The 26,580-nt window shown below is 35.9% G+C and carries 25 protein-coding genes and 2 pseudogenes; all 27 read left to right on the forward strand.

The genetic code is table 11. The features are described 5' to 3' along the window. The first annotated feature begins 195 nt into the window (after positions 1 to 195). The 27 genes and pseudogenes from ADH31_RS09250 (at position 196) to ileS (ending at position 26,394) form a co-directional block, all read left to right on the forward strand. The gene (locus ADH31_RS09250) at positions 196 to 1,641 is read left to right on the forward strand and encodes an LCP family protein (RefSeq protein ID WP_049510354.1); all 1,446 of its coding nucleotides are present in this window, start codon (positions 196 to 198) and stop codon (positions 1,639 to 1,641) included. Between the two features lies 1 nt (position 1,642). Beyond that, on the forward strand, positions 1,643 to 2,374 hold the full coding sequence (gene cps4B / locus ADH31_RS09255) for a capsular polysaccharide biosynthesis protein Cps4B (RefSeq protein WP_049510356.1): 732 nt from the start codon (positions 1,643 to 1,645) through the stop codon (positions 2,372 to 2,374). Positions 2,375 to 2,382: 8 nt separating this feature from the next. Further along, complete coding sequence (locus ADH31_RS09260) at positions 2,383 to 3,075, forward strand: CspC family polysaccharide chain length determinant protein (RefSeq protein WP_049510357.1); 693 nt, start codon at positions 2,383 to 2,385, stop codon at positions 3,073 to 3,075. Between the two features lie 10 nt (positions 3,076 to 3,085). After that, a complete protein-coding gene (locus tag ADH31_RS09265) occupies positions 3,086 to 3,769 on the forward strand; it encodes a tyrosine-protein kinase (protein ID WP_049510359.1) in 684 nt (227 codons plus the stop codon). A gap of 21 nt (positions 3,770 to 3,790) precedes the next feature. After that, positions 3,791 to 5,161, forward strand: a complete 1,371-nt coding sequence (locus tag ADH31_RS09270) for a sugar transferase (RefSeq protein ID WP_049510360.1) — start codon at positions 3,791 to 3,793, stop codon at positions 5,159 to 5,161. Between the two features lie 3 nt (positions 5,162 to 5,164). Beyond that, the gene (gene pssD, locus ADH31_RS09275) at positions 5,165 to 5,614 is read left to right on the forward strand and encodes a PssD/Cps14F family polysaccharide biosynthesis glycosyltransferase (protein ID WP_049510362.1); all 450 of its coding nucleotides are present in this window, start codon (positions 5,165 to 5,167) and stop codon (positions 5,612 to 5,614) included. Further along, positions 5,614 to 6,087, forward strand: coding sequence for a glycosyltransferase (locus ADH31_RS09280; protein WP_049510365.1), 474 nt, complete (start codon positions 5,614 to 5,616; stop codon positions 6,085 to 6,087). Before pssD ends, ADH31_RS09280 begins: the two co-directional genes overlap by 1 nt. Further along, the gene (locus tag ADH31_RS09285; RefSeq protein ID WP_049510366.1) at positions 6,087 to 7,226 is read left to right on the forward strand and encodes a CDP-glycerol glycerophosphotransferase family protein; all 1,140 of its coding nucleotides are present in this window, start codon (positions 6,087 to 6,089) and stop codon (positions 7,224 to 7,226) included. Before ADH31_RS09280 ends, ADH31_RS09285 begins: the two co-directional genes overlap by 1 nt. 11 nt (positions 7,227 to 7,237) lie before the next feature. Continuing rightward, positions 7,238 to 7,960 (forward strand): IspD/TarI family cytidylyltransferase, encoded by a 723-nt coding sequence (locus ADH31_RS09290; RefSeq protein ID WP_049510368.1) that lies wholly within the window; start codon positions 7,238 to 7,240, stop codon positions 7,958 to 7,960. A gap of 3 nt (positions 7,961 to 7,963) precedes the next feature. Further along, on the forward strand, positions 7,964 to 9,031 hold the full coding sequence (locus ADH31_RS09295) for an NAD-dependent epimerase/dehydratase family protein (protein WP_053092315.1): 1,068 nt from the start codon (positions 7,964 to 7,966) through the stop codon (positions 9,029 to 9,031). 60 nt (positions 9,032 to 9,091) lie between these two features. Then, positions 9,092 to 10,063 (forward strand): glycosyltransferase family 2 protein, encoded by a 972-nt coding sequence (locus tag ADH31_RS09300; protein WP_049510370.1) that lies wholly within the window; start codon positions 9,092 to 9,094, stop codon positions 10,061 to 10,063. Between the two features lie 26 nt (positions 10,064 to 10,089). After that, a complete protein-coding gene (locus ADH31_RS09305; RefSeq protein ID WP_049510372.1) occupies positions 10,090 to 11,079 on the forward strand; it encodes a glycosyltransferase family 2 protein in 990 nt (329 codons plus the stop codon). 11 nt (positions 11,080 to 11,090) lie between these two features. Beyond that, positions 11,091 to 12,245: a hypothetical protein gene (locus ADH31_RS09310; protein WP_049510374.1), complete on the forward strand. Its 1,155-nt coding sequence runs from the start codon at positions 11,091 to 11,093 to the stop codon at positions 12,243 to 12,245. Positions 12,246 to 12,636: 391 nt separating this feature from the next. Next, positions 12,637 to 14,052 carry a flippase gene (locus ADH31_RS09315; RefSeq protein ID WP_049510377.1) on the forward strand — a complete coding sequence of 472 codons (1,416 nt, stop codon included), beginning with the start codon at positions 12,637 to 12,639 and terminating at the stop codon, positions 14,050 to 14,052. A 1-nt stretch (position 14,053) separates the two neighbouring features. After that, positions 14,054 to 15,052, forward strand: a complete 999-nt coding sequence (locus ADH31_RS09320; RefSeq protein ID WP_049510379.1) for an acyltransferase — start codon at positions 14,054 to 14,056, stop codon at positions 15,050 to 15,052. 12 nt (positions 15,053 to 15,064) lie between these two features. After that, the gene (gene glf / locus ADH31_RS09325) at positions 15,065 to 16,165 is read left to right on the forward strand and encodes a UDP-galactopyranose mutase (protein ID WP_049510381.1); all 1,101 of its coding nucleotides are present in this window, start codon (positions 15,065 to 15,067) and stop codon (positions 16,163 to 16,165) included. Between the two features lie 56 nt (positions 16,166 to 16,221). Beyond that, positions 16,222 to 16,347, forward strand: a pseudogene (locus ADH31_RS09825) (sugar phosphate nucleotidyltransferase); the annotation flags it as partial. Next, a pseudogene (gene rfbD, locus ADH31_RS09330) lies at positions 16,344 to 17,108 on the forward strand (dTDP-4-dehydrorhamnose reductase); the annotation flags it as partial. The pseudogenes ADH31_RS09825 and rfbD, both read left to right, overlap by 4 nt. Before the next feature lie 242 nt (positions 17,109 to 17,350). Continuing rightward, entirely contained in the window at positions 17,351 to 18,724 is a 1,374-nt protein-coding gene (gene ftsA, locus ADH31_RS09335; protein WP_049510383.1) for a cell division protein FtsA, read from the forward strand. 17 nt (positions 18,725 to 18,741) lie between these two features. After that, complete coding sequence (gene ftsZ / locus ADH31_RS09340; RefSeq protein ID WP_049510384.1) at positions 18,742 to 19,998, forward strand: cell division protein FtsZ; 1,257 nt, start codon at positions 18,742 to 18,744, stop codon at positions 19,996 to 19,998. Between the two features lie 5 nt (positions 19,999 to 20,003). After that, positions 20,004 to 20,675, forward strand: coding sequence for a YggS family pyridoxal phosphate-dependent enzyme (locus ADH31_RS09345; protein WP_049510399.1), 672 nt, complete (start codon positions 20,004 to 20,006; stop codon positions 20,673 to 20,675). 9 nt (positions 20,676 to 20,684) lie between these two features. After that, positions 20,685 to 21,236 (forward strand): cell division protein SepF, encoded by a 552-nt coding sequence (locus ADH31_RS09350; protein WP_049510385.1) that lies wholly within the window; start codon positions 20,685 to 20,687, stop codon positions 21,234 to 21,236. Next, positions 21,236 to 21,499 carry a YggT family protein gene (locus ADH31_RS09355; RefSeq protein ID WP_049503967.1) on the forward strand — a complete coding sequence of 88 codons (264 nt, stop codon included), beginning with the start codon at positions 21,236 to 21,238 and terminating at the stop codon, positions 21,497 to 21,499. Before ADH31_RS09350 ends, ADH31_RS09355 begins: the two co-directional genes overlap by 1 nt. Further along, positions 21,496 to 22,281, forward strand: coding sequence for an RNA-binding protein (locus tag ADH31_RS09360; protein WP_049510386.1), 786 nt, complete (start codon positions 21,496 to 21,498; stop codon positions 22,279 to 22,281). The genes ADH31_RS09355 and ADH31_RS09360 overlap by 4 nt, the downstream gene beginning before the upstream one ends. 8 nt (positions 22,282 to 22,289) lie before the next feature. Beyond that, entirely contained in the window at positions 22,290 to 22,544 is a 255-nt protein-coding gene (locus ADH31_RS09365; RefSeq protein ID WP_049510388.1) for a DivIVA domain-containing protein, read from the forward strand. A gap of 16 nt (positions 22,545 to 22,560) precedes the next feature. After that, positions 22,561 to 23,346 (forward strand): DivIVA domain-containing protein, encoded by a 786-nt coding sequence (locus tag ADH31_RS09370; protein WP_049510390.1) that lies wholly within the window; start codon positions 22,561 to 22,563, stop codon positions 23,344 to 23,346. Between the two features lie 255 nt (positions 23,347 to 23,601). Further along, positions 23,602 to 26,394, forward strand: coding sequence for an isoleucine--tRNA ligase (ileS, locus tag ADH31_RS09375; protein ID WP_049510392.1), 2,793 nt, complete (start codon positions 23,602 to 23,604; stop codon positions 26,392 to 26,394). Positions 26,395 to 26,580: the final 186 nt, after the last annotated feature.

The following is a 26,580-nucleotide window of genomic DNA, read 5'->3' on the forward strand; positions in this document are numbered from 1 at the left end:
CATAAAGGTCGGGATTTTTATCTCTGCCTTTTTAACTGAGAAATCTCTTTTAAGTAAAGTTTTAGCTGTTTTATCATTGAAATTTACTATTCATGTTTTTAAGGTGAATAAAAACGGTTACTTAATATGTCTTAATGGTATCCAGTACTACTTTATGATATAATAAAAATAAAAAATACTTTGTAGAGGTGTAAGTTGAGTAGACATTCAAAAGAAAGAAAAACGAGCAAGATTCAACAAAGCATCAATATTATTTTGTTGTTTGTGTATACCGTGCTTGCTTGTTTTTTGCTGTTTTTAATATTCAGATATCATATTTTAGCAATTAGTTATGCCAATATTCTTATAGCAATCGTGATGATCTTGCTTGCGCTAATAGCTTTATTTTTGATTCTAAAGAGAAAAGCTAAGATTTTCACCATGATTTTACTCTTGGTGTCGGTATTTGTCAGTTCCATTTCTTTGATTGGAGTTCATCAATTTATCAGCCTAGCAAATCAACTCAATGCGACATCTAACTATTCTAGTTACTCTATCAGTGTTGCAGTTTTGGCGGATAGTGAGATTGGAAATGTTTCGGAATTATCCAGTGTGACGGCTCCAACCAAAACAGATGCCGAAAATATTAAAAAACTGCTCGATGATATTAAGACAAGTCAGAGTAAAGACTTAACGGTTGAAGAAAGTGCTTCCTATCTTGCGGCTTATAAGAGTTTGCTGGCTGGAGAGACCAAGGCAATCGTTTTGAACAGTGTCTTTGAAAATCTGATTGAGCAAGAGTACCCAGACCATGCCAAAAAGATCAAGAAGATTTATACCAAAGAACTAACCAAGACTGTTGAGGCACCTAAGGTTTCTCAAAACAAGGCATTTAATATCTATATTAGTGGGATTGATACATACGGACCGATTAGCTCCGTTTCTCGTTCGGATGTCAATATCATCATGACGGTTAATCAAGAAACCAAGAAAATTCTCCTGACAACAACGCCTCGTGATGCCTATGTGCCTATAGCTGATGGCGGTAATAACCAAAATGATAAATTGACCCATGCAGGTATTTACGGCGTGGATGCTTCCATTCATACCCTAGAAAATCTCTATGGAATTGACCTGAATTATTATGCACGACTCAACTTCACCTCCTTTTTGAAATTGATTGATCTCTTAGGTGGTGTCGATGTTTATAATGATCAAGACTTCACATCACTTCATGGGAATTATCACTTCCCTGTTGGAAATGTGCACCTAAACTCTGAGCAGGCTCTAGGTTTTGTTCGTGAACGTTACTCCTTAACTAATGGTGATGGAGATCGTGGACGTAATCAACAAAAAGTCATTGCTGCCATTATTCAAAAACTAACTTCGGCAGAAGCCTTGAAGAATTTTGATGGTATTATGCAAGGGTTGCAAGATTCTGTACAAACCAATATGCCTCCTGAAACCATGGTTAGCCTAGCAAATGCTCAACTAGCAAGTGGAGGAAAATATACTGTCATCACTCGAGATCTAAAGGGAACTGGTCGTATGGATCTTCCTTCCTATGCCATGCCTGACAGCAGCCTTTATATGCTAGAGGTAGATCAAAATAGCTTAGAGACACTCAAAACAGAAATCAAAGATATCATGGAAGGAAAATAAGATGATTGACATCCATTCACACATAGTTTTTGATGTAGATGATGGTCCGAAGAATAAGGCAGAGAGTATAGCGCTTCTGAGAGAAGCTTATGCTCAGGGAGTTCGTACCATCGTTTCGACTTCTCATCGTCGGAAGGGGATGTTTGAAACACCAGAAGAGGACATTGCAAGAAATTTTAAAGTTGTCAAGGAATTGGCTAAAGAAATTGCTCCCGACTTAACCATCTTGTATGGAGCAGAAATCTATTACAGCAGTGATGCTTTAAACAAATTAGAGAATCAACAGATTCCTCAATTAAATGGCACTCGCTATGCCTTGATAGAATTTAGTATGAATACCCCTTATCGTGAAATCCATAGCGCATTGACCAATATTTTGATGTTGGGAATAACCCCTGTTATTGCCCATATAGAACGTTATGATGCTTTGGAAAATAATGAAAAAAGGGTGCACGACCTCATCAACATGGGATGTTATACCCAGGTCAATAGTTCAAGTGTCCTCAAACCAAAACTGTTTGGCGACACCTATAAATTCATGAAAAAGCGTGCTCGCTATTTTTTGGAGAGGGACTTGGTTCATATAGTTGCTAGTGATATGCATAATCTAGAGAGTCGTCCACCTTATATGCGAGAGGCTTATGAGATAGTGAGTAAAAGGTATGGCCAAGATAAGGCTCGGGAACTATTCGTGAAAAATCCCGAAAAAGTCATTAAAGATCAAATAATATAGGAGTTAAAATGAAAGAACAAGATACTATTGAAATCAACGTTATTCAGTTATTAAAGGCGCTATGGAAAAAGAAACTGCTAATCCTTCTTGTAGCCATCGTAGCAGGAGCTGCTTCCTTTGCGTATAGTAGTTTTGTGGTCAAACCTGAGTATAGAAGTACAACGCGAATCTATGTGGTTAATCGAAATCAAAACGATAAAGCAGGACTAACAAATCAGGACTTACAAGCAGGGGCCTACTTGGTCAAGGACTATCGTGAAATCATTCTATCCCAAGATGTCCTAGAGAAAGTAGTTGCTGATCTTGGCTTGAACGTTAATGCAAAAGCATTGGCTAAAAAGGTTCAAGTAACGGTCCCTGCAGATACACGTATCGTATCTATTTCAGTTAGTGATCATAAACCTGACGAAGCTAGTCGTATTGCAAATGCACTGCGAGACGTTGCAGCACAAAAAATTATCGCAGTTACTCGAGTTTCGGACGTAACGACTCTGGAGGAGGCCCGTCCAGCTACTGGTCCTTCATCACCAAATATCCGTCGCAATACCTTAATGGGAATCGGTGCTGGTGCAGGCTTGGTGATTGTCGTGGTTCTATTGGTTGAACTTCTAGACGACCGTGTTAAACGTCCAGAAGATATCGAAGACGTTATGAAAATCTCACTCCTTGGAGTCATTCCAGATATGGATAAATTAAAGTAAGGGAGAACTTATGGCAAAGTTAGAATTATCACAACAAAAACTGAACTCTTTAAAAAAGGCGGAAGAGTATTACAATGCTTTACGTACAAATATACAACTGAGTGGCAATAACTTAAAGGTTATTGCAGTTACATCGGTCGATCCGAGTGAAGGAAAATCTACAACTTCTACAAATATCGCTTGGGCTTTTGCGCGTGCAGGCTACAAAACGCTATTGATTGATGCCGACATCCGAAATTCAGTCATGTCTGGAGTATTCAAGTCAAGAGAAAAAATCACTGGTTTGACAGATTATCTAGCTGGGACTCAGGATTTGTCACATGGTCTCTGTGAAACAGACGTTGAAAATTTATTTGTAGTTCAATCAGGAGCAGTTTCACCGAATCCAACAGCTCTCTTACAAAGCGCCAACTTTGAAAAAATGATTGAGACTTTACGCAAATATTTTGATTATATCATCGTTGATACTGCCCCTATAGGGGTTGTAATTGATGCAGCCATTATTGTCCAAAAATGTGATGCATCCGTTTTAGTAGCAGAAGCTGGTGTAGCAAAACGAAGAGAAGTGCAAAAAGCTAAAAGTCAGTTAGAACACACTGGAAAACCATTTCTAGGTGTAGTTTTGAATAAATTTGATGTTCAACGTGAAAAATATGGTTCTTATGGTGGCTATGGCAATTATGAAAAAAGATAAAATGAAGTTAGGGAGTCCAGTATGGAAGGAAGGGGTTTCTACAATGTAACTCTGGCATTCTTACAGAGTATACTTGTTAGTGTATTAGCTTATATACTGATTGCAATTTCAGAAACTGATATTGTTCCAAATACAGTATTCGTCTTATTTTTTCTTCACTTTGCAGCCTTCTACATTAGTGATTATGGTAAAGATTTTTTCAAACGAGGCCAGTATGTTGAGTTAGTAGAAACGATTAAATACATCCTCTTTTATGCCTTGTTGATTAGTTTTTCAAGTTTCTTCTTAAAAGAAAAATTTGTGATTTCTAGACGAGGGATGCTCTATTTACTTTCTTTGTATGGTGTTTTGAATTATCTCCTCTGTTTCTTTTTGAAGCGTTATTGGAAAACCTTTAACCATAATTTGAAGAGCAGTCGTAATATTTTGTTGATCACAGCGACATCACGTACTGAAAAAGTGTTGGACCGTTTGTTAACCGCTAACGATGTTCAAGGGAAACTGGTTGCAGTCAGTGTTTTAGACATGCCAGACTTTACTCATGAAAAGGTGACGGTTGTTCCGAGGGAACAGTTGATCTCTTATGCAACGCACGAGGTAGTGGATGAAGTCTTTGTCAATCTTCCAAGTGAAGACTACGACATTGGAGCCATTATTTCTCAGTTTGAAACCATGGGAATCGCTGTCACAGTCAATCTCAATGCTTTCGACAAAAACTTAGGTCGTGATAAACAAATCCATGAGATGGCGGGCTTGAACGTAGTGACATTTTCTACAAATTTTTACAAGTCGAGCCATGTGATTGCCAAACGCATCCTCGACATTTGTGGGGCCATTGTTGGATTGATCCTATGTGGGATTGCTAGCCTATTTTTAGTTCCTATGATTCGAAAAGATGGTGGGCCTGCAATTTTTTCACAAACTCGTGTCGGAAAAAATGGTCGTCACTTTACCTTTTATAAATTCCGCTCGATGCGAGTCGATGCAGAAGCGATCAAGGAACAGTTGATGGATCAAAATACCATGCAAGGTGGGATGTTTAAGATCGATAACGATCCTCGAGTGACAAAGATTGGACAATTTATCCGAAAAACTAGCTTGGATGAATTGCCACAATTTTGGAATGTTTTGATTGGCGACATGAGTCTAGTCGGTACGCGCCCACCAACTCTAGATGAGTACGAAAAATACACACCTGAACAAAAACGTCGTCTAAGCTTCAAACCTGGTATTACAGGTTTGTGGCAAATTAGTGGTCGAAGTGAAATTACAAACTTCGATGAAGTCGTTAAATTGGATGTGGCTTATATCGACGATTGGACCATTTGGAAAGATTTTGAAATATTGTTAAAAACTGTAAAAGTTGTGTTGATGAGAGATGGAGCGAAGTAAGGGATGAAAGTATGTCTAGTTGGATCTAGTGGAGGTCATTTAGCTCATTTGTATTTGTTAAAACCTTTTTGGAAAGATAAAGAAAGATTTTGGGTTACTTTTGATAAGGAGGATGCTAGGAGTGTGCTCTCTGAGGAAGTTTTATATCCCTGTTATTATCCAACCAACCGTAATATCAAAAATTTAATAAAAAATACTTTTCTTGCTTTTAAAATATTAAAAAAAGAGCGACCAGATGTAATTATTTCATCTGGTGCTGCTGTCGCTGTTCCTTTCTTTTATATTGGAAAGTTGTTTGGTTCAAAGACAGTCTATATAGAAGTGTTTGATAGAATTGATGCTCCGACAATGACAGGGAAACTCGTTTATCCAGTAACTGACAGGTTCATTGTCCAATGGGAAGAAATGAAAAAAGTATACCCAAAAGCAATTAATCTAGGAGGAATATTCTAATGATTTTTGTGACTGTAGGTACACATGAACAACAATTTGATCGCTTGATTAAAGAAGTTGATCGTTTAAAAAAAGAAAATCTTATACAAGATGAGGTATTTATTCAAACAGGATATTCCAATTATATTCCGAAATATTGTGAATGGGAAAAGATAATTTCTTATGAAAAAATGAATCAATTAATTGATGAATCAAATATTATCATTACTCATGGTGGACCAGCGACTTTTATGGGGGTTATTGCTAAAGGTAAAATTCCGATAGTTGTTCCAAGACAAAAAAAATTTGGAGAGCATGTGAATGACCATCAGTTAGAATTCTGTAATAAAGTAAAGCAGTATTATCCAATTATTGTAATTAATGATATAAAAAAACTACTTACAAATTTAAGAAACGATAAATCAGAAGTAACAATAAATAGTAATAATAAGGAGTTTTGTAGGAAATTGGAAGAAAGAATAGGTAGCTTGTGATGAATTTAAAGAAATCATTCCGTTTATTTGCTCAAAAAACAATATTTAAAGTATTTTCTGTTATTAATAAATATATAAAAAAAGAAAAACAAATACTTATATATTCCCCCAAAGAACTCTCTGATAATTCATTATCTCTATTTGAACATTTGATAGACAATGAATATTATACAAAGTATAAGATATACTGTTCTTGTACAGACTATCATAATTTAAATTTGAAATATAAGAATCTAAAAAATGTATATTTTATAAATGGAATTAATGGGATATTAAAATACTTTACAAGTAGCTTCGTATTTTACTCTTTTGGGAAAATTCCTATTATTCCTTTTAATCAACGTGTAGTCCAGATGTGGCATGGTATGTTTTTTAAAGATATTGATAAATACCAGAGAAAAATTGTAAAAAAAGAAAAATACTACACAGACGTAATTGTTACAAGCGAGATGTTTAAAGAACTAGCTACAAAAGTTCATTCTTGTGATATCGAAGTTGTTAAAATTTGTGGTCAAAGTAGAACAGATATTTTTTTTAATGAAGAAAAAAAAGTTACTTCTAATTACATTGTCTGGTTGCCAACATTTAGGCAATCTGAGAAATTAGGATATAGTGATACAAATTCGGAAGAAATTTTGATAGGAGATTATTCGTTCGAAGAATTAAAAAAAGTGAATAATCTCCTAAAAGAAGACAATCTAAATATGATAGTGAAGCTTCACCCGCTTCAAACCCTTCCTGCTAAAATGCCTAGCTATAGTAATATTCAGATACTATCAGAAGAAAATAGTAGGAAAAAGAACATAAAATTATATGAATTATTAAGAGACAGTAAAGCATTAATAACAGATTATTCTTCAGTTTTTTACGATTATTATTTGTTAGATAAACCAATAGCTTTTTGTATAAGAGACTTTGATGATTACAATAAAAATAGAGGATTTATAGTAGAGAAACCTATGGACTACCTAAAGGGAAATAAAATAAAATCCTTAGATGATATGTGTAATTTCATAAATGAAATTACACATAATGTGGATAAATTTAAAGAAGAACGAAGGGAATTTAATGAAAAAGTAAATAAATATAGAGATGGAAATAATAGTAAAAGATTGTTAGAAAAAATTGGAATTAACTAAGGAGGGCTGTTATGAAAATCGCACTATTGACAGCGTCAGGAATAGGAAGCCGAATAAAACAAGATATACCGAAACAATTTATACATGTTGACAATAGGCCTCTCATTATTCATACGCTAGAAAAATTTCAAAATCATCCAAACATTGATGAAATATGTGTAGTAGTATTAAAAGGCTGGGAAGAAATGTTGAAAACATATGCTAGACAGTTTAATATTACGAAATTAAAGTATATAGTAAATGGTGGAGAAACCGGTCAGTTATCTATCTATAATGGTCTTAATGAAATAAAGAAAAATAATATAGATAGGCAAGTGACTGTTTTAATTCATGATGGTAATCGACCGATGGTAAGCAACGAAATTATTGATGATGCATTTTCAACTTATAGTAGGTATGGAAATGCAGTGGCTGCAATTCCTTGTGTTGAGGTTACTTTTGTATTAGACAACGAGACTGAAAATCATTCTATTAGCTCTTTAAAAAGAGAGTTATTGAGGAGAACGCAGACACCACATATTTATAATTTAGATGATATACTGGAACTTCATAACAGAGCTATAGAAAAAGGAATAACTGAGGTTGCAGCTTCCTGTGAATTAATGAAGATGTTCGGAAAAGAGACGTATTTTTCTATGGGGTCTGAAAAAAATTTAAAAATAACCACGTTAGATGATCTCGAAATTTTTAAAGCCCTTCTCAAATCTAAAAAAGAAAATTGGATTAAGGATTAAACTGTGAACTTATTTGACATAAGTCTATATAAGGATTATGTAGACAAATCTATAAAAAATATAGTTGGTGTTGAGACTTTAAAGGATAAATCAATTCTTATCACGGGATCAACAGGCCTTATTTGTTCGACTATTATTGATCAATTGATTATACTGAATAAGAATCACCAATTCGGAGTTAAAATTTATGCTTGTGCAAGGAATGAAGAAGGACTAAAAAAACGATTTGGAAATTATGTAGATAATGAAAATATTGTTTATGTTCCTTATGATGCTAATAAAGATATTGATTTTAATTTCTCTGTTGATTATATAATTCACGGAGCCAGTAATGCAAGTCCAGATTTATATATCAGTAATCCTGTAGATACAATGCTTAGTAATTTTTTAGGTATGAAAAATTTACTAGATTATGCCTTGAAAAAATCAGTAAAGTCTGTAGTTTATGTTTCATCTAGTGAAGTGTATGGAAAAAAAGAGAATCATACCCCATATCAAGAAGATGAGTATGGATATGTAAATATTTTAGATGTGAGAGCTTCCTATTCAAGTTCAAAACGAGCAACAGAGACATTATGTAAAAGTTATTCTGAACAATATGGCGTAGCTATAAAAATTGTTCGTCCAGGTCATATTTATGGTCCTAGCTTAAAAATAACAGATAAAAGGATTTCATCTGCTTTTATGTATGATGCAATCAGAGGACAAAACTTAGTAATGAAAAGCAAAGGAGAACAACTACGATCATATTGTCATAGTTTGGACTGTGCAAGTGCAATATTGACAGTTCTTTTGCAAGGTCAGTCTGGTGATGCATACAATATTTCAAATAAAAAATCCATTATATCAATAAGAGAGATGGCATCTATAATAGCTGAAGTAGCTGGAGTAAAATTGCTATTTGAATTACCAAATGAATTAGAAGAAAAACAAAAAAATCCTATGGATAATTCTAGCTTAGATAGTACAAAATTGGAAAAGTTAGGATGGGTAGGTATGTTTGAAGCTAAGGAAGGATTAGAGAGTACATATAAAATTTTAGATAGAAGTAAAATTAAAAGAACATCATAGAATATATGCAATATAGATTGCTACCCAATCACTTTAGTAGAAATATTAGCAGGAGGAATAATGGAAAAAGTTTCAGTAATAGTTCCAGTATATAATGTTGAAAAATATTTAAAATATAGTATAGGAGGTATTCTAAAACAAAGCTATAAAAATTTAGAAATTATTCTAGTAAATGATGGCTCCGAAGATAATTCTCTTGCTATATGTGAAGAATATTCTAAGAAAGATAATAGAATTAAAATAATTTCAGTTGAGAATGGCGGACAAGGAAGAGCTAGGAATATTGGATTAAAACATTCAACCTCTGACTGGATTTTATTTTTAGATGCAGATGATTATTATGATAATAATGCGGTAGAATATCTTGTAGAATTAGCTGAACGATATGATTCAGATTTAGTAGTAACTCCATTAAGAGTGGTAAGAGATCACACTCAGGATAGAAATGTCTATTCAAACAAGGATGAAAAAATAGTTATCTTGAATAAAGAGAGATTGATAGAAGAAATGTATTACGGAAGACTCTTGGGGGCTACACCATGTGGAAAATTATATCGAAGGGAAATATTAGAAAAGTGGCCTTTCCCAGATCAACTTTTTGAAGATCTAGCTATAGCTTATAAGCATTTAATGGACGCTAAGAAGGTAGTTGTGTCAAATCAATATTATTATAATTATTATCAACGTATTGGAAGTACAACGAAGAGTAAATACACATCAAAATTAGAAGATTTTTACAGAGCTATAGAAAAAAATTATAGATATTTGGAAGAAGATTTTCCAGATAATAGAGAATTATCTATTGCTTTGAGAACAAGAATGTTTACTGGAGGTTTTCAAGTAGTAAACTCTATGATTGAATCTGCAATGTCAACAGAAGTAAAAGCTAAATCTTTAGAATATAGAAGAGATTTACTCATGGTAATTTTTAATAGTAAGATCACAAAAAACCATAAAATAAAGCATATACTATTCAGTATCAGCCCTAAATTATATGCTTTTGTTTTAAAAAAATATCTAACCAACAAATAAATAATTAAAAAATAAGGAGGGTAGTAATGATTTTAAGTATTGTTGTTCCAACATATAATATAGAAAAATATATAGAGAGAAATATAGAGTCTTTCCTCAATGTAGAGGATAAGTTGAAGAATTTGTTTGAAGTATTGATTATTAATGATGGAAGCACAGATAATACTCTACAAGTAGTGACAGAATTAATAGAAAAAATAGACTGTTTAAATATAAGAGTAATAAACAAGAGTAATGGTGGACATGGTTCAGCAGTAAATAAAGGCATAGAGGAAGCTAAAGGAAAGTATTTTAAGATAGTAGATGGAGATGATTGGGTAAAAAAATCAGATTTTGAAGAGTACTTAAAAAGATTAGAAAAAACTGATGTAGATATGGTTGTTACGAATTTTAGCAAGCAATTTACGTATGAAAATAGAGTGGAATTAGAAAAGGTAATCAATGTTGAAGATTATTATAAAAATAATAAAATTCCCAAAATTTTTCCAATGCATAGTGTTACATATAAAACATGTATCCTAAAAGAAAATAATATCAAATTGACAGAAAAAATCTTTTATGTAGATATTCAGTATATAGTTTTTCCTTTGAAATATATTAACGATTGGGAATACTGGAATTTAGATGTATATCAGTATTTCTTAGGTAGACCTGATCAAAGTATGGCCATAGAAAATAGAATGAAAAATATTGAACATAGTAGAAAAGTTACAGAAAGCATATTGGAATTCTATAGCACATTGGGAGATGTATATTTTAAAGATCTAGTTCACTCTCTTCTAAAAGGTTTACTGAACACGAGATATCTATTGGCGTTCTTGTCAGATGATAGAGAGCGATTATTAAAGGAAACTACAGATTATATTAGAAAATATAAACTAGAATACACCTATGATTCTCGTATGAAGACAAGCTACTTATTATATTTTAATGAAATACATAATAGAAGATATTCATTTATAATATATCCAATAGTTAGTTTTAAATTAAATAGGTTAAGCAAGTACGGGATATAGGAGCATCCAGCATGAGTATAAAAGTAAATATATATCAGTTACTTTTTTACATATCTTTTATTATTATAGTTGGTTCAAAATATCTAGGGCAAACGGCCTTTGTAAATGAATACCCTCTATTTAGTGAATTGATAAAAATTTTAATAATTATAGCGTGTATCCTTTTATTATTAAAATATATTTTAGAACCACATATTAAAAAGTTTATTATCTTTTCGATAGTTATTTCGACGATAGTAGTAGTAGTATCGTATAATTCAGATAGTTTTTTCATTTTAATGCCTATAGTAGCACTAATGTTAAACATGAATAATATAGATATAAATAAGGTTATAAAAGTTTGGCTTATAGAGATTATAGCATTGATGATTTTTCTAGCAATATGCTATAGACTGAATATAGTAGGGGAAGTTATAAATTCAGGAGTTAGAACAGGTGGGAAAATACGATATGCTCTAGGGTATACATATTCAACATTTAGCTCGAATTACTTTTTCCATGTGACAATCTTCTATTTATATTTAAGAAAACATATGATTAAATATGTAGAACTAATAGCTTTATTTCTCATAAATTTATATCTATATTCTTTAACTGATACGAGAGCAGTATTCTATTACTCTACAGCTGCTATTATTGTTTGTTTGTTTTTAAAGGTATTGAAGATAAAAACATATAGTCTTTTTTTGAATAAGTACAGTATGCTATTTTCAGCAATTATAGCTGGAGTTTTGTCATGGAGTTATAGGTATAGACTACCACTTTTGGATCATATGAATTTAATATTAACAGGTAGATTACGACTTGGAAGTGCTGCTTTCAATAACTTTGACATAACGTTTTTTGGACAAAAAATAAGATGGATTTTTGAACAAAATATGTTTTCGGAATTAACATATAATTATGTAGATTCTTCATATCTAAATATTTTATTTAGATTTGGAATAATAATTTTACTTTTAATATTGGTTGGATATTATATTGTTGGATCAAAGAATCTCAGTAGAAATACATATTATACAATGATGATTGTATTTTTGTCACTACATTCTATGTTTGACCCTCAATTAATAGATATAATGTATAATCCAGCGATTTTGTTTTTAGGATATGTTATATATAGTGAAGATGAGATAAAAAAAGTCATTCCTATGGATTATAATTGAAAAAAATTATGTATATCAACAGCTTTAAAAACAATATATGTTTTTTCTATATTCACTTATAAGGGATCAAAGAATCTCTATTCTTGGCAGAGGTTGTATTATTAGATATTATTGAGGATACTTGAGTTGATTTTTCGTTGATGATCGTAAAAATTATAAGAGATTTTCATTTTTAAGTGTACCTGTTTTTACATCAAGAATTTGGAACATGATGATTTTTCTAAACACCTCAAAATTTAAAAATTTAAAAGCCTAAAAATTCTTTTTTCTAAAGAAAAAAGAATTTTTAGAGACTACTTTAAAATATGTAGCTTGAAATTTCTAATGATCTATTTTTATTTTGTAAAATAAAATATATTTAATAAAAACGAAGTAGGAGTCTCTCTTTGAAATGAAAATCTTAAAAAATTATGCCTACAATCTTTCTTATCAATTGTTGGTGATTATTCTCCCGATTATTACGACTCCCTATGTAACACGAGTTTTTTCATCGGATGATCTAGGGACTTATGGTTATTTTAACTCCATTGTTACTTATTTTATCCTCTTAGCGACTTTAGGAGTTGCCAACTATGGGACCAAGGTCATTTCAGGACATCGCAAGGAAATTGAAAAAAATTTTTGGGGAATATACTCTCTGCAATTAGGTGCAACCGTTCTTTCTCTAGCTTTGTATGGTCTTCTTTGTCTGAATCTTTCCTTTATGCAAAATCCAGTCGCCTATATTCTGGGATTGAGTTTGCTTTCTAAAGGCTTAGACATTTCCTGGCTTTTTCAAGGGTTGGAGGATTTTCGAAAGATAACTGTTCGCAATATAACGGTAAAACTCGTTGGGGTAATTTCTATCTTCCTTTTTGTCAAATCTGCAAATGACCTTTACCTCTATGTCTTTTTGCTAACCATCTTTGAACTCTTGGGGCAACTAAGTATGTGGTTACCCGCCCAAGAGTTTATTGGTAGACCTCATTTTGATATAGATTATGCTAGGCATCATTTGAAACCTGTCATATTATTATTCCTTCCCCAAGTGGCTATTTCTTTGTATGTTACGCTAGATCGCACCATGCTTGGAGCATTAGCATCTACTAAAGATGTAGGAATCTATGACCAGGCTCTAAAATTAGTCAACATCCTTTTGACCTTGGTAACTTCATTAGGAAGCGTCATGTTACCTCGTGTTGCGCATCTGCTATCAACAGGTGAACAAAAGGCAGTCAATAAAATGCATGAAATGTCTTTCCTCATTTATAATTTAGTCATTTTCCCGATTATAGCGGGGATGTTAATTGTGAATGATGACTTTGTTCAATTTTTCCTTGGTCAAGACTTTCAAGATGCGCGCTATGCAATTGCCATTATGATCTTCCGTATGTTCTTTATCGGTTGGACTAATATAATGGGAATTCAGATACTGATACCTCATAACCGAAATAAAGAATTCATGATTTCAACAACGGCTCCCGCAATAATCAGTGTAGGCTTGAACTTGCTATTTCTTCCTAAACTTGGTTATATCGGAGCAGCGATTGTCTCTGTATTGACAGAAGCACTTGTGTGGGCAATTCAATTGTTCTTTACTCGCAGATATTTAAAAGATGTTCCGATTATCGGATCTATGATGAAAATTATTCTGGCATCAGCTATCATGTATGGCCTTTTGTTAGGTTCAAAAACAGTTATACATTTTCCACCAACCTTAAATGTTATAATATTCGCAGTTCTTGGTGGAATCATCTATCTTTTTGCAATTTTATCTCTGAAAGTGATAAATGTTAAAGAACTAAAACAACTTATTAGGAAAAACTAGAATGAGAAAAATTAGAAATATCAACCTAGATTTAATAAAAGTGCTTGCCTGTGTTGGAGTTGTTTTACTTCATACAACAATGGGCGGATTTAAAGAGACAGGCTCATGGAATTTTTTGGCATATTTATATTATTTAGGTACCTACTCTATTCCCCTATTTTTTATGGTCAATGGTTATTTATTGTTAGGAAAGAGAGAGATAACTTATCCCTACATACTCCAGAAAGTAAAATGGATTCTAATAACAGTGTCATCATGGACATTTATCGTATGGCTTTTTAAACGAGATTTTACAACTAATCCAATCAAAAAAATTGTAGGTTCTTTGCTACAAAAAGGTTATTTCTTTCAGTTTTGGTTTTTCGGTGCACTAATACTTATCTATCTATGTTTGCCGATTTTGAAAAAATTTCTAAATTCAAAAAGAAACTATTTATACCTTATTTCTTTATTGGTCGCTATTGGGGTGATTTTTGAGTTATCAAATATTCTACTTCAAATGCCGATACAAACCTATGTTGTACAAACTTTCAGATTATGGACCTGGTTTTTCTATTATATTTTAGGTGGTTTTGTAGCGCAATTTAATGTGTGTAGTCTCAAATCAAGGTTTAAGAATTGGATGAAAATAATTAGCCTACTTTTGTTTTTGATTTCACCGATAATATTGTTTTTCCTAGCGAAAACTATTTATCATAATCTTTTTGCTGAATATTTTTATGATATTCTATTTGTAAAGATTGTAACTTTAGGTATCTTCTTGACAGTATTCACACTTGATTTGAATGGAGATAAGAGTAAATGGATTGTTTCTCTTTCTAATCAAACTATGGGGATTTTCATAGTACACACTTATGTTATGAAGATGTGGGAAAAACTATTTGGTTTTAGTTTTGTAGGGGCATACTTACTATTTTCTATATTTACATTGTGTGTAAGTTTTATTGTTATTAGAATGTTAATGAAAGTTCCTTATCTTAATCGAATCATTAAATTATAAAAAGGAGAAAAAATGTACGATTATCTTATCGTTGGTGCAGGTTTGTCTGGAGCAATTTTCGCACACGAAGCTACAAAACGTGGCAAAAAAGTAAAAGTGATTGACAAGCGTGATCACATTGGTGGAAACATCTATTGTGAAAATGTTGAAGGTATCAACGTTCACAAGTACGGTGCTCACATTTTCCATACTTCAAACAAAAAAGTTTGGGACTATGTCAACCAGTTTGCTGAGTTTAATAACTATATCAACTCACCAGTAGCCAACTACAAGGGCAGTCTATACAATCTTCCCTTTAATATGAATACATTCTACGCTATGTGGGGAACCAAGACTCCGCAAGAAGTTAAGGATAAGATTGCCGAGCAAACGGCTGACATGAAAGATGTTGAGCCTAAAAACCTTGAAGAACAAGCTATCAAGTTGATTGGTCCAGATATCTACGAAAAGTTGATCAAGGGATACACTGAAAAACAATGGGGCCGTTCTGCAACAGACCTTCCGCCATTTATCATCAAACGTCTTCCAGTTCGATTGACTTTTGATAATAACTACTTTAATGACCGTTACCAAGGAATTCCAATCGGTGGGTACAACGTCATCATTGAAAACATGCTAGGCGATGTAGAAGTAGAACTTGGTGTTGACTTCTTTGCTAATCGTGAAGAACTTGAAGCTTCAGCTGAAAAAGTTGTCTTTACAGGAATGATTGACCAGTACTTTGATTACAAACATGGTGAGTTGGAGTATCGCAGTCTTCGTTTTGAACATGAAGTCTTGGATGAGGAAAACCATCAAGGAAATGCAGTGGTCAACTACACAGAGCGTGAGATTCCTTTTACTCGTATCATTGAGCATAAGCACTTCGAGTATGGTACACAACCGAAGACGGTCATTACTCGCGAATACCCAGCCGATTGGAAACGTGGGGATGAACCATACTATCCGATTAATGACGACAAAAATAATGCTATATTTGCTAAGTACCAAGAAGAAGCAGCCAAAAATGACAAGGTCATCTTCTGTGGACGTCTAGCAGACTATAAATACTATGATATGCATGTGGTTATTGAACGTGCACTTAGTGTAGTAACGGATGAGTTTGGTTACTGAAACTTGCATTTTTAACAATTTAATTATTATACAACAACAAATAAAGGTACCCTACTATGAAAGGAATTATTCTCGCGGGTGGTTCGGGGACGCGTTTATATCCGTTGACTCGAGCTGCATCAAAACAACTGATGCCGGTTTATGATAAACCGATGATTTACTATCCACTTTCAACTTTGATGTGGCTGAGATGGATATTACCGATGCAGAAATGGTTGAGAAAGTTTTTGAAGAGGTGAAACCGACTTTAGTTTACCATTGTGCGGCCTACACCGCTGTTGATGCAGCAGAGGATGAAGGGAAAGAATTGGACTTTGCCATCAATGTGACAGGGACAGAAAATGTCGCAAAAGCATCCGAAAAGCATGGTGCAACTCTAGTCTACATCTCTACCGATTATGTATTTGACGGTAAGAAACCAGTTGGACAAGAGTGGGAAGTGGATGACAAACCAGATCCTCAAACTGAATATGGTCGTACTAAGCGTATGGGAGAGGAGCTTGTAGAAAAACACATTTCAAACTTCTATATTATCCGTACTGCCTGGGTTTTTGGAAATTACGGCAAAAACTTCGTCTTCACAATGCAAAATCTTGCTAAAACTCATAAGACTTTGACAGTTGTAAATGATCAACATGGTCGACCAACCTGGACGCGTACCCTGGCCGAGTTCATGACTTTCCTAGCTGAAAATCGCAAGGAATTTGGTTATTATCATTTGTCAAATGATGCGACAGAAGACACAACGTGGTATGACTTTGCAGTTGAAATTTTGAAGGATACAGATGTCGAAGTCAAGCCAGTAGACTCAAGTCAATTTCCTGCCAAAGCTAAACGTCCACTAAACTCAACAATGTTGGCTAAAGCTAAAGCTACTGGATTTGTCATTCCAACTTGGAAAGATGCCTTGAAAGAATTTTACAAACAAGACCTTAAAAAATAGCCTTACTGGAGGCCAAAATGTATACAGAAAGAGAGGGAAGAGAGATTCTCTTTCTTTTTTTGTTTACTCGTATATGCAATCGTCGGATAATTATAAAAATTCAAGAAAAAGCTTGTTTAAATGTTAGAAAATTCGAGCACGAATGTTTTTTTTGTGTTATAATATTTTGTGAGTAGTTATGCCTTGGTGTAGCTATTAAAAATAGAAGTGTGAAACTGGGAAGATAGAGAGGACGCAGTGTAATGACTAGAAATGGTTTTTTTACAGGCTTAGATATCGGAACTAGCTCTATTAAAGTGTTGGTTGCAGAGCTTGTAAATGGTGAAGTAAATGTAATTGGCGTTAGCAATGCCAAAAGTAAAGGTGTCAAAGATGGGATTATCGTTGACATCGAAGCAGCAGCGACTGCTATTAAGTCTGCAATTTCTCAAGCAGAAGAAAAAGCAGGAATTTCAATCAAGTCTGTAAACGTTGGCCTACCAGCTAATTTGCTACAAGTGGAGCCAACTCAAGGCATGATTCCAGTGACATCAGATACAAAAGAAATTACGGATCAAGATGTCGAAAATGTCGTCAAATCAGCCTTGACTAAAAGTATGACTCCAGACCGTGAAGTTATCACCTTTATTCCAGAGGAATTTGTCGTAGATGGATTCCAAGGAATTCGTGATCCTCGCGGGATGATGGGTGTGCGTTTGGAAATGCGTGGTCTCTTGTACACTGGCCCACGTACGATCCTCCACAATCTTCGTAAAACTGTTGAGCGTGTAGGCGTTCAAGTCGATAACGTGATTATTTCACCTCTTGCAATGGTTCACTCTGTCTTGAATGAAGGTGAACGTGAGTTTGGTGCGACTGTTATTGATATGGGTGGTGGGCAAACGACTGTTGCCACTATTCGCAACCAAGAACTTCAATATACAAATGTTAACCAAGAAGGTGGCGATTATGTCACAAAAGACATTTCAAAAGTTCTCAAGACTTCTAAGAAAATTGCAGAAGGTCTAAAACTGAACTATGGGGAAGCTTATCCACCACTAGCTAGCAAGGAAACTTTCCAAGTTGAAGTGATTGGTGAAGTTGAGCCAGTTGAAGTGACTGAAGAATACTTGGCTGAGATTATTTCAGCAAGACTTAAGCACATTTTTGAGCAAATTAAGCAAGACTTGGAAAGACGTCACCTGTTAGACTTGCCAGGAGGTATTGTCTTAATTGGTGGGAATGCCCTTCTTCCAGGTGTCGTTGAATTGGCACAAGAAGTATTTGGAGTACGCGTTAAGTTATTCGTGCCAAATCAAGTTGGGATTCGCAACCCTGCTTTTGCCCATGTCATCAGCTTGTCAGAATTCGCTGGTAGTCTTACTGAAGTGAATGTTTTGGCACAACGAGCAATTCGAGGTGACGAAAGTTTACGCCACCAACCGATTGACTTTAGAAGTTCAGCTCAACCAGTTTCACCTGTTTCTCCACGACCAGTATTTAATACAGTGACAACTCCTGAGCCTGAAACAACTCAATCTGTTGAACCAGTAGCTCCTCTTCAATCAGAAGAAAAGAGCAAAGGTAAATTAACGGATCGTTTCCGTAGCTTGATTGGAAGCATGTTTGACGAATAAAATAGAGGAATATAAATATGACATTTTCATTTGATACAGCAGCTGCACAAGGTGCAGTCATTAAAGTAATCGGTGTCGGCGGTGGTGGTGGAAATGCCATCAACCGTATGGTTGACGAAGGCGTTTCCGGCGTTGAATTTATCGCAGCCAACACAGATGTACAGGCTTTGAGCAGTACAAAAGCTGAGACAGTTATCCAGCTTGGCCCTAAATTGACTCGCGGACTTGGTGCAGGAGGTCAACCTGAAGTTGGTCGTAAAGCTGCAGAAGAAAGCGAAGAAGTATTGACAGAAGCAATCAGTGGTGCTGATATGGTCTTCATCACTGCTGGTATGGGTGGTGGTTCTGGTACAGGTGCTGCACCAGTTATCGCTCGTATTGCTAAAAGTCTCGGAGCTTTGACAGTAGGTGTTGTCACTCGTCCATTTGGCTTTGAAGGAAGCAAACGTGGACAATTTGCTATCGAAGGGATCAACGAACTTCGTGAGCATGTTGATACACTCTTGATTATCTCAAACAATAACTTGCTAGAAATCGTCGACAAGAAAACTCCACTTCTTGAAGCATTGAGTGAAGCAGACAACGTTCTTCGTCAAGGTGTACAAGGAATTACAGATTTGATTACAAATCCTGGTTTGATTAACTTGGACTTTGCAGACGTTAAGACTGTTATGGCCAATAAAGGTAATGCCCTTATGGGGATTGGTATCGGTAGCGGTGAAGAACGAGTTGTAGAAGCTGCTCGCAAAGCAATCTACTCACCACTTCTTGAAACAACTATCGATGGTGCAGAAGATGTGATTGTCAACGTAACTGGTGGCTTGGACTTGACTTTGATTGAGGCTGAAGAAGCATCAGAAATTGTTAATCAAGCAGCTGGTCATGGTGTTAACATCTGGCTTGGAACATCTATTGATGAGACAATGAAAGACGAAATCCGCGTGACAGTTGTTGCGACAGGAGTACGTCAGGATAAAGTTGAGAAAGTTGTAACTGCTCAACCACGCCAAACAACCCACCGTGAACCTGCTCGAACTAGCCATGCACAAACTTTTGATCGTAATTTTGATATGGCTGATACAGTAGAAATTCCAACTCCAAGTTATCGCCGTCAAGAAGCTCCAAAGACATCAGCTTTTGGTGACTGGGACTTGAGACGCGATGCCATCGTTCGTCAAGGAGAACCAGTTGTTTCTCCAGTGGAACGTTTTGAAGTTCCAATAGCGACAGATGAAGACGAGTTGGAAACACCACCATTCTTTAAAAATCGTTAATGAAGATGAATTTAAAAGAAAATACGAACCTTGTTTTTCAACAGATATCGAATGCAGTTCAGGAAGCCGGTCGTGAAAACGATTCGGTTTCTGTGATTGCGGTGACCAAATATGTAGATGTTGAAACAGCCTCAGCTTTGGTTTCGCAAGGAGTGCAACACATTGGTGAGAACCGTGTTGATAAATTTCTTGACAAGTATCATGCTCTGAGTGATCAGAATCTTACCTGGCATTTGATTGGAACCTTACAGAGACGTAAAGTCAAGGAAGTGATTTCTTATGTGGATTATTTTCATGCTTTAGATTCCTTAAAGCTAGCTCAGGAAATTCAAAAACGAGCGGACCACAAGATTAAGTGCTTTTTGCAAGTAAATATTTCTAAGGAAGAAAGTAAGCACGGTTTTTCGAAAGAAGAATTGTTAGCTCTCTTACCAGAACTTTCAGAATTAGACCAGATTGAGTATGTAGGTCTGATGACCATGGCTCCATTTGAAGCAACTAGTCAAGAGTTACTAGACATATTTAAAGAAACGCAAGAATTGCAAAAAACCATTCAAGAAAAACATCTCCCTAATATGCCGATGACCGAACTAAGTATGGGTATGAGTCGAGACTTCAAAGAAGCGATTCAATGTGGTTCAACTTTCGTTCGAATCGGTACAGCATTTTTTAAATAGGAAATAACCATGTCACTAAAAGATAAATTTGATAAGTTTATAGATTATTTCACTGAAGATGGAGAAGAGGTGGCACCAAGCGTTGCTGAATTAAAGTCTGAACAAACCTTAACTTCAGTTTCGGCTCCAAAGGAAGAACTTCCACGAGCTCAACAGTCACCACAATCTTCACAAGTGAATTCTAAAGAGAAAAATATTACGCGCCTTCATGCTCGTCAGCAAGAGTTGGCGATGCAGAGCCATCGTAGCACAGAAAAGGTAACTATTGATGTTCGTTATCCTCGTCGCTACGAAGATGCAACAGATATCGTTGATTTGTTGGCAGGCAACGAAAGTATTCTCATTGACTTCCAATATATGACTGAAGTACAAGCACGCCGCTGTCTAGATTACTTAGATGGAGCTCGCCATGTGCTAGCTGGTGAATTGAGAAAAGTTGCAAATACTATGTATCTTTTGACACCAGTAGGAGTTGTGGTTAATATTGAAGACATTCGCTTGCCAGATGGTTCTCACGGTGAAGAGTTTGATTTTGATATGAAGAGAAATCGAGTGAAGTAATGATTTTTCTAATTCGTTTAATACAGAATGCTGCGACTATCTATTCATGGATACTTGTAGCTTTTGCTCTATTATCTTGGTTACCCAATGCTTATGATACAGCACTAGGTCGTTTGTTAACTAGCTTAGTCAAACCGATCCTTCAACCCTTGAGACGTTTGCCACTAAGGGTTGGTGGTTTTGATTTTACAGTTTGGGTGGCTGTCATTTTAGTTCATTTAGTCGGTAACTATCTGATCCGTTTTCTTTTAATACTAGCATGAGAAAAGATATTTATCAGCATTTCTCAGTCGAGGATATTCCTTTCATTGATAAGGGATTGGAGTGGCTTAGGCAGGTAGAAGAGCACTACGCTCCCATCCTAACTCCCTTTATCAACCCCCATCAGGTCTTTATTTTAAAGACATTGGGGAATCATCAAGGAATTCAAGTTTTTTCAAGCAACGATTTCGTACCTAGTGAGTATAGTCGTGTGCTTTTTGCACCAGATTATTTCATACCGACTTTGATGGATTTTGAAATGGAATTGCTTGAGATTGTTTATTCTAGTAAGTTCGACCAATTGACACATGCCAAGATTTTAGGAACTGTTCTGAATCGTTTGGGAATTGATCGCAAATTGTTTGGTGATATTTTAGTTACGGAGAATAGGGCTCAAATCATTGTGGACCAAAAATTCACTTCTCTCTTTCAAGATGGAATTCAAAAAATTGCTAGATTGCCTGTCAAACTAGAAGTCGTATCTTTTGAAGAATTGGTAGAAGCCGTGAGTGATTATCAGGAAAAGGAAGTTTTAATTCCGAGTATGCGCTTGGATGCTTTCTTATCAAATGTTCTGAAATTGTCTCGCTCGCAGACAGCTGATTTATTAGAAAGAAAATATGTTCAGGTAAATTACCATCTTGTTGAAAAATCTGACTACCAAGTTAAGTTAGGTGATTTAGTAAGTGTCAGACGCTTTGGACGGATTATCTTACTCAAAGAAAATGGTCAAACCAAAAAAGATAAGAAAAAAATAACAGTCCAATTACTACTAAGTAAGTGAGAAGAAAAATGTCAATTACACCACAAGAAATTATTGATAAAGCTTTCTCCATTAAATTCAGAGGCTATAATAAGGAAGAAGTTGACGAATTTTTGGATAAGATTTATTTTGACTATGAGGAACTAGTCCATTACAAGGATGAAACTGAAGTCTATATCAAAAGATTAGAAGAACGTCTTTCGTCTTTTACTGATGATTTTCCTAAAAGAACAGTGACAAGCGAGCAAGAACCAGAACCATTGAATGATTCTATTTTTTATTAAGTAAGTGAGGAAAAATATGCCAATTACATCGTTAGAAATCAAGGATAAAACCTTTAGTACCAAGTTTAGAGGTTTTAATCCTGAAGAAGTTGATGAATTTCTAGATATTGTTGTTCGTGATTATGAAACGCTTGTTCGTAGTAACCATGAAAAAGAGCAACACATTAAAAATTTAGAGGAACGTTTGTCTTATTTTGATGAGATTAAGGAGTCATTGAGCCAGTCTGTATTGATTGCTCAAGATACTGCAGAACGTGTCAAACAAGCTGCCAATGAACGCTCTCAAAATATCCTTAAACAGGCTGAACAAGATGCCCAGCGTCTGCTTGATGAAGCTAAGTATAAGGCTAATGAAATCTTGCGTCAAGCTACGGATAATGCTAAGAAGGTTGCAGTAGAGACGGAAGAATTAAAGAATAAGAGCCGTGTCTTCCATCAACGTTTGAAATCTACGATTGAGAGTCAATTGGCCATTGTAGACTCTTCTGACTGGGAAGAAATTTTGCGTCCGACAGCAACTTACCTTCAAACAAGTGACGAAGCTTTTAAAGAAGTTGTCGGAGAAGTTTTGGGTGAAGATGTAACTGGATATCATGATGAAGAACCAATTGACATGACTCGTCAGTTTTCACCAGAGGAAGTAGCAGAGCTCCAAGCTCGCATTGAAGCAGCTAATCGAGAATTGGCTGAATCACAAAAAGAAACAGTTCCAGATAATGCTAGCTCAGTAGTAGAAGGAGTCGTTTCTTCAAACCAAGATTCTCAACCAGCACCCTTGACAGAATCTATTGATCTTTTATAAGAAAGAAAATCTGAGAACAAGATCTAACCAAACATATTTACAGCGAGTAGGCGATGGTGGAAGTCCTACAGTCCCTGTTGATTAGATTATCCTCTCAAGTTATCAAGTCTGAAGTTAGTAGGATTTGACGTTCCCCACGTTACGGGAAAAGAGGGAGAAAGACTAGTTCTTTTTCCGAACAAAGGTGGTACCACGATTTTCGTCCTTTTTAGCGAGTCGTGGTTTTTATTTTGTCTATATAAAAAAGGAGATATCATGAAACTCAAAGAAACTTTAAATCTTGGGAAAACTGACTTCCCAATGCGTGCAGGCCTTCCAACCAAAGAGCCAGTCTGGCAAAAAGAATGGGAAGAAGCAAAGCTCTACCAACGTCGTCAAGAGTTGAATGAAGGAAAACCTCATTTCACTCTTCATGATGGCCCTCCGTACGCTAACGGAAATATCCACGTTGGTCATGCTATGAACAAGATTTCAAAAGATATCATTGTTCGTTCTAAGTCTATGTCAGGATTCTACGCACCATACATCCCAGGTTGGGATACACACGGACTACCAATCGAGCAAGTTTTGGCAAAACAGGGTGTCAAACGCAAAGAGATGGATTTGGTTGAATACTTGAAACTTTGCCGTGAATACGCTCTTTCTCAAGTAGATAAACAACGCGAAGACTTCAAACGTTTAGGTGTTTCTGGTGACTGGGAAAATCCATATGTAACTTTGACCCCTGACTATGAAGCAGCGCAAATTCGTGTCTTCGGCGAGATGGCTAACAAGGGCTATATCTACCGTGGTGCCAAGCCAGTTTACTGGTCATGGTCATCTGAGTCAGCTCTTGCTGAAGCAGAGATTGAATACCATGACTTGGTTTCAACATCACTTTACTATGCCAATAAGGTCAAGGATGGCAAAGGTGTGTTAGACACTGATACTTACATCGTTGTTTGGACAACAACTCCATTTACTATCACGGCTTCTCGTGGTTTGACTGTTGGTGCGGATATTGACTACGTTTTGGTTCAACCTGCTGGTGAAACTCGTAAGTTTGTGGTTGCTGCTGAATTGTTGAACAGCTTGTCTGAGAAATTTGGCTGGACTGATGTTCAAGTTTTGGCGACTTATCGTGGCCAAGAATTGAACCATATCGTGACAGAACACCCATGGGATACTGCAGTAGATGAACTCGTTATCCTTGGTGACCACGTTACAACAGACTCAGGTACTGGTATCGTCCATACAGCCCCAGGTTTTGGTGAGGATGACTACAATGTCGGTGTTGCTAACGGACTCGAAGTTGCTGTGACAGTTAACGAACGCGGGCTTATGATGGAAAATGCAGGTCCTGAGTTTGAAGGCCAATTCTATGATAAGGTTGTTCCAACGGTTATCGAAAAACTTGGTGATTTGCTTCTTGCTCAAGAAGAAATTTCTCACTCATACCCATTTGACTGGCGTACGAAAAAACCAATCATCTGGCGTGCAGTTCCACAATGGTTTGCTTCAGTATCAAAATTCCGTCAAGATATTTTAGATGAAATCGAAAAAGTGAAATTCCATTCAGAATGGGGTAAAGTCCGTCTTTACAACATGATCCGTGACCGTGGTGACTGGGTCATCTCACGTCAACGTGCTTGGGGAGTTCCTCTTCCAATCTTCTACGCAGAAGACGGCACACCAATCATGACAGCTGAAACAATTGAACATGTAGCTCAACTCTTTGAAGAGCATGGTTCAATCATCTGGTGGGAACGTGATGCTAAAGACCTCTTGCCAGAAGGATTTACTCATCCAGGTTCACCAAATGGTGAGTTCAAGAAAGAAACAGATATCATGGACGTTTGGTTTGACTCAGGTTCATCATGGAACGGTGTCGTGGTTAACCGTCCAGAACTTAAATACCCAGCTGACCTCTACCTTGAAGGTTCTGACCAATACCGTGGTTGGTTCAACTCTTCTCTTATCACATCTGTGGCTAACCATGGTGTGGCACCATACAAACAAATCTTGTCACAAGGTTTTGCCCTTGACGGTAAAGGTGAAAAGATGTCTAAATCTCTTGGAAATACCATTGCTCCAAGTGATGTTGAAAAACAATTTGGTGCGGAAATCTTGCGTCTCTGGGTAACAAGTGTAGACTCAAGCAATGACGTGCGTATCTCAATGGATATCTTGAGCCAAGTTTCTGAAACTTACCGTAAGATCCGTAACACTCTTCGTTTCTTGATTGCTAACACATCTGACTTTAACCCAGCTGAGGATGCAGTTGCTTACGAAGAACTTCGTTCAGTTGACAAGTATATGACCATTCGTTTTAACCAGCTTGTGAAAACAATTCGTGATGCTTATGCTGACTTTGAATTTTTGACAATCTATAAAGCACTAGTGAACTTTATCAACGTTGACTTGTCAGCCTTCTACCTTGATTTTGCCAAAGACGTTGTCTACATCGAAGGAGCAAAATCACTTGAACGCCGTCAAATGCAAACTGTCTTCTACGATATTCTTGTAAAAATTACCAAACTCTTGACACCAATCCTTCCTCACACTGCGGAAGAAATCTGGTCATATCTTGAGTTTGAAGCGGAAGACTTTGTTCAATTGTCAGAATTGCCAGAAGCTCAAACATTTGCTAATCAAGAAGAAATCTTGGACACATGGGCTGCCTTCATGGACTTCCGTGGACAAGCTCAAAAAGCCTTGGAAGAAGCGCGTAATGCCAAAGTCATCGGTAAATCACTTGAAGCTCACTTGACGGTTTATCCAAATGAAGTGGTGAAAACTCTTCTCGGAGCTGTTGATAGCAATGTAGCTCAACTCTTGATTGTCTCTGAATTGACTATCGCAGAAGGACCAGCTCCAGAAGCTGCCGTAAGCTTCGAAGATGTTGCCTTCACAGTTGAACGTGCTGCAGGTGAAGTATGTGACCGTTGCCGTCGTATTGATCCAACTACTGCAGATCGCAGCTACCATGCAACCATCTGTGACCACTGCGCAAGCATCGTTGAAGAAAACTTTGCGGAAGCAGTTGCTGAAGGATTTGAAGCTAAATAATTTTATATACTGGAGAGAACAGATGTTCTCTCTTTTTTATGGAGTGAATACTCTCTTATTATGTGACTATTAGTCCGTCTCGCTCCGTGAGGTGCGAGAAAAATAAACCACCCGCTATGCGGGTGCGCGTCGAAGGTTATATCAAAAAAACTCCAAACGCGATACAATAAAGGTGTTCAAGCCAAT

Origin of the sequence: Streptococcus pseudopneumoniae, assembly GCF_001072375.1 — a bacterium.
Taxonomy (GTDB): Bacteria; Bacillota; Bacilli; order Lactobacillales; family Streptococcaceae; genus Streptococcus; species Streptococcus pseudopneumoniae_L.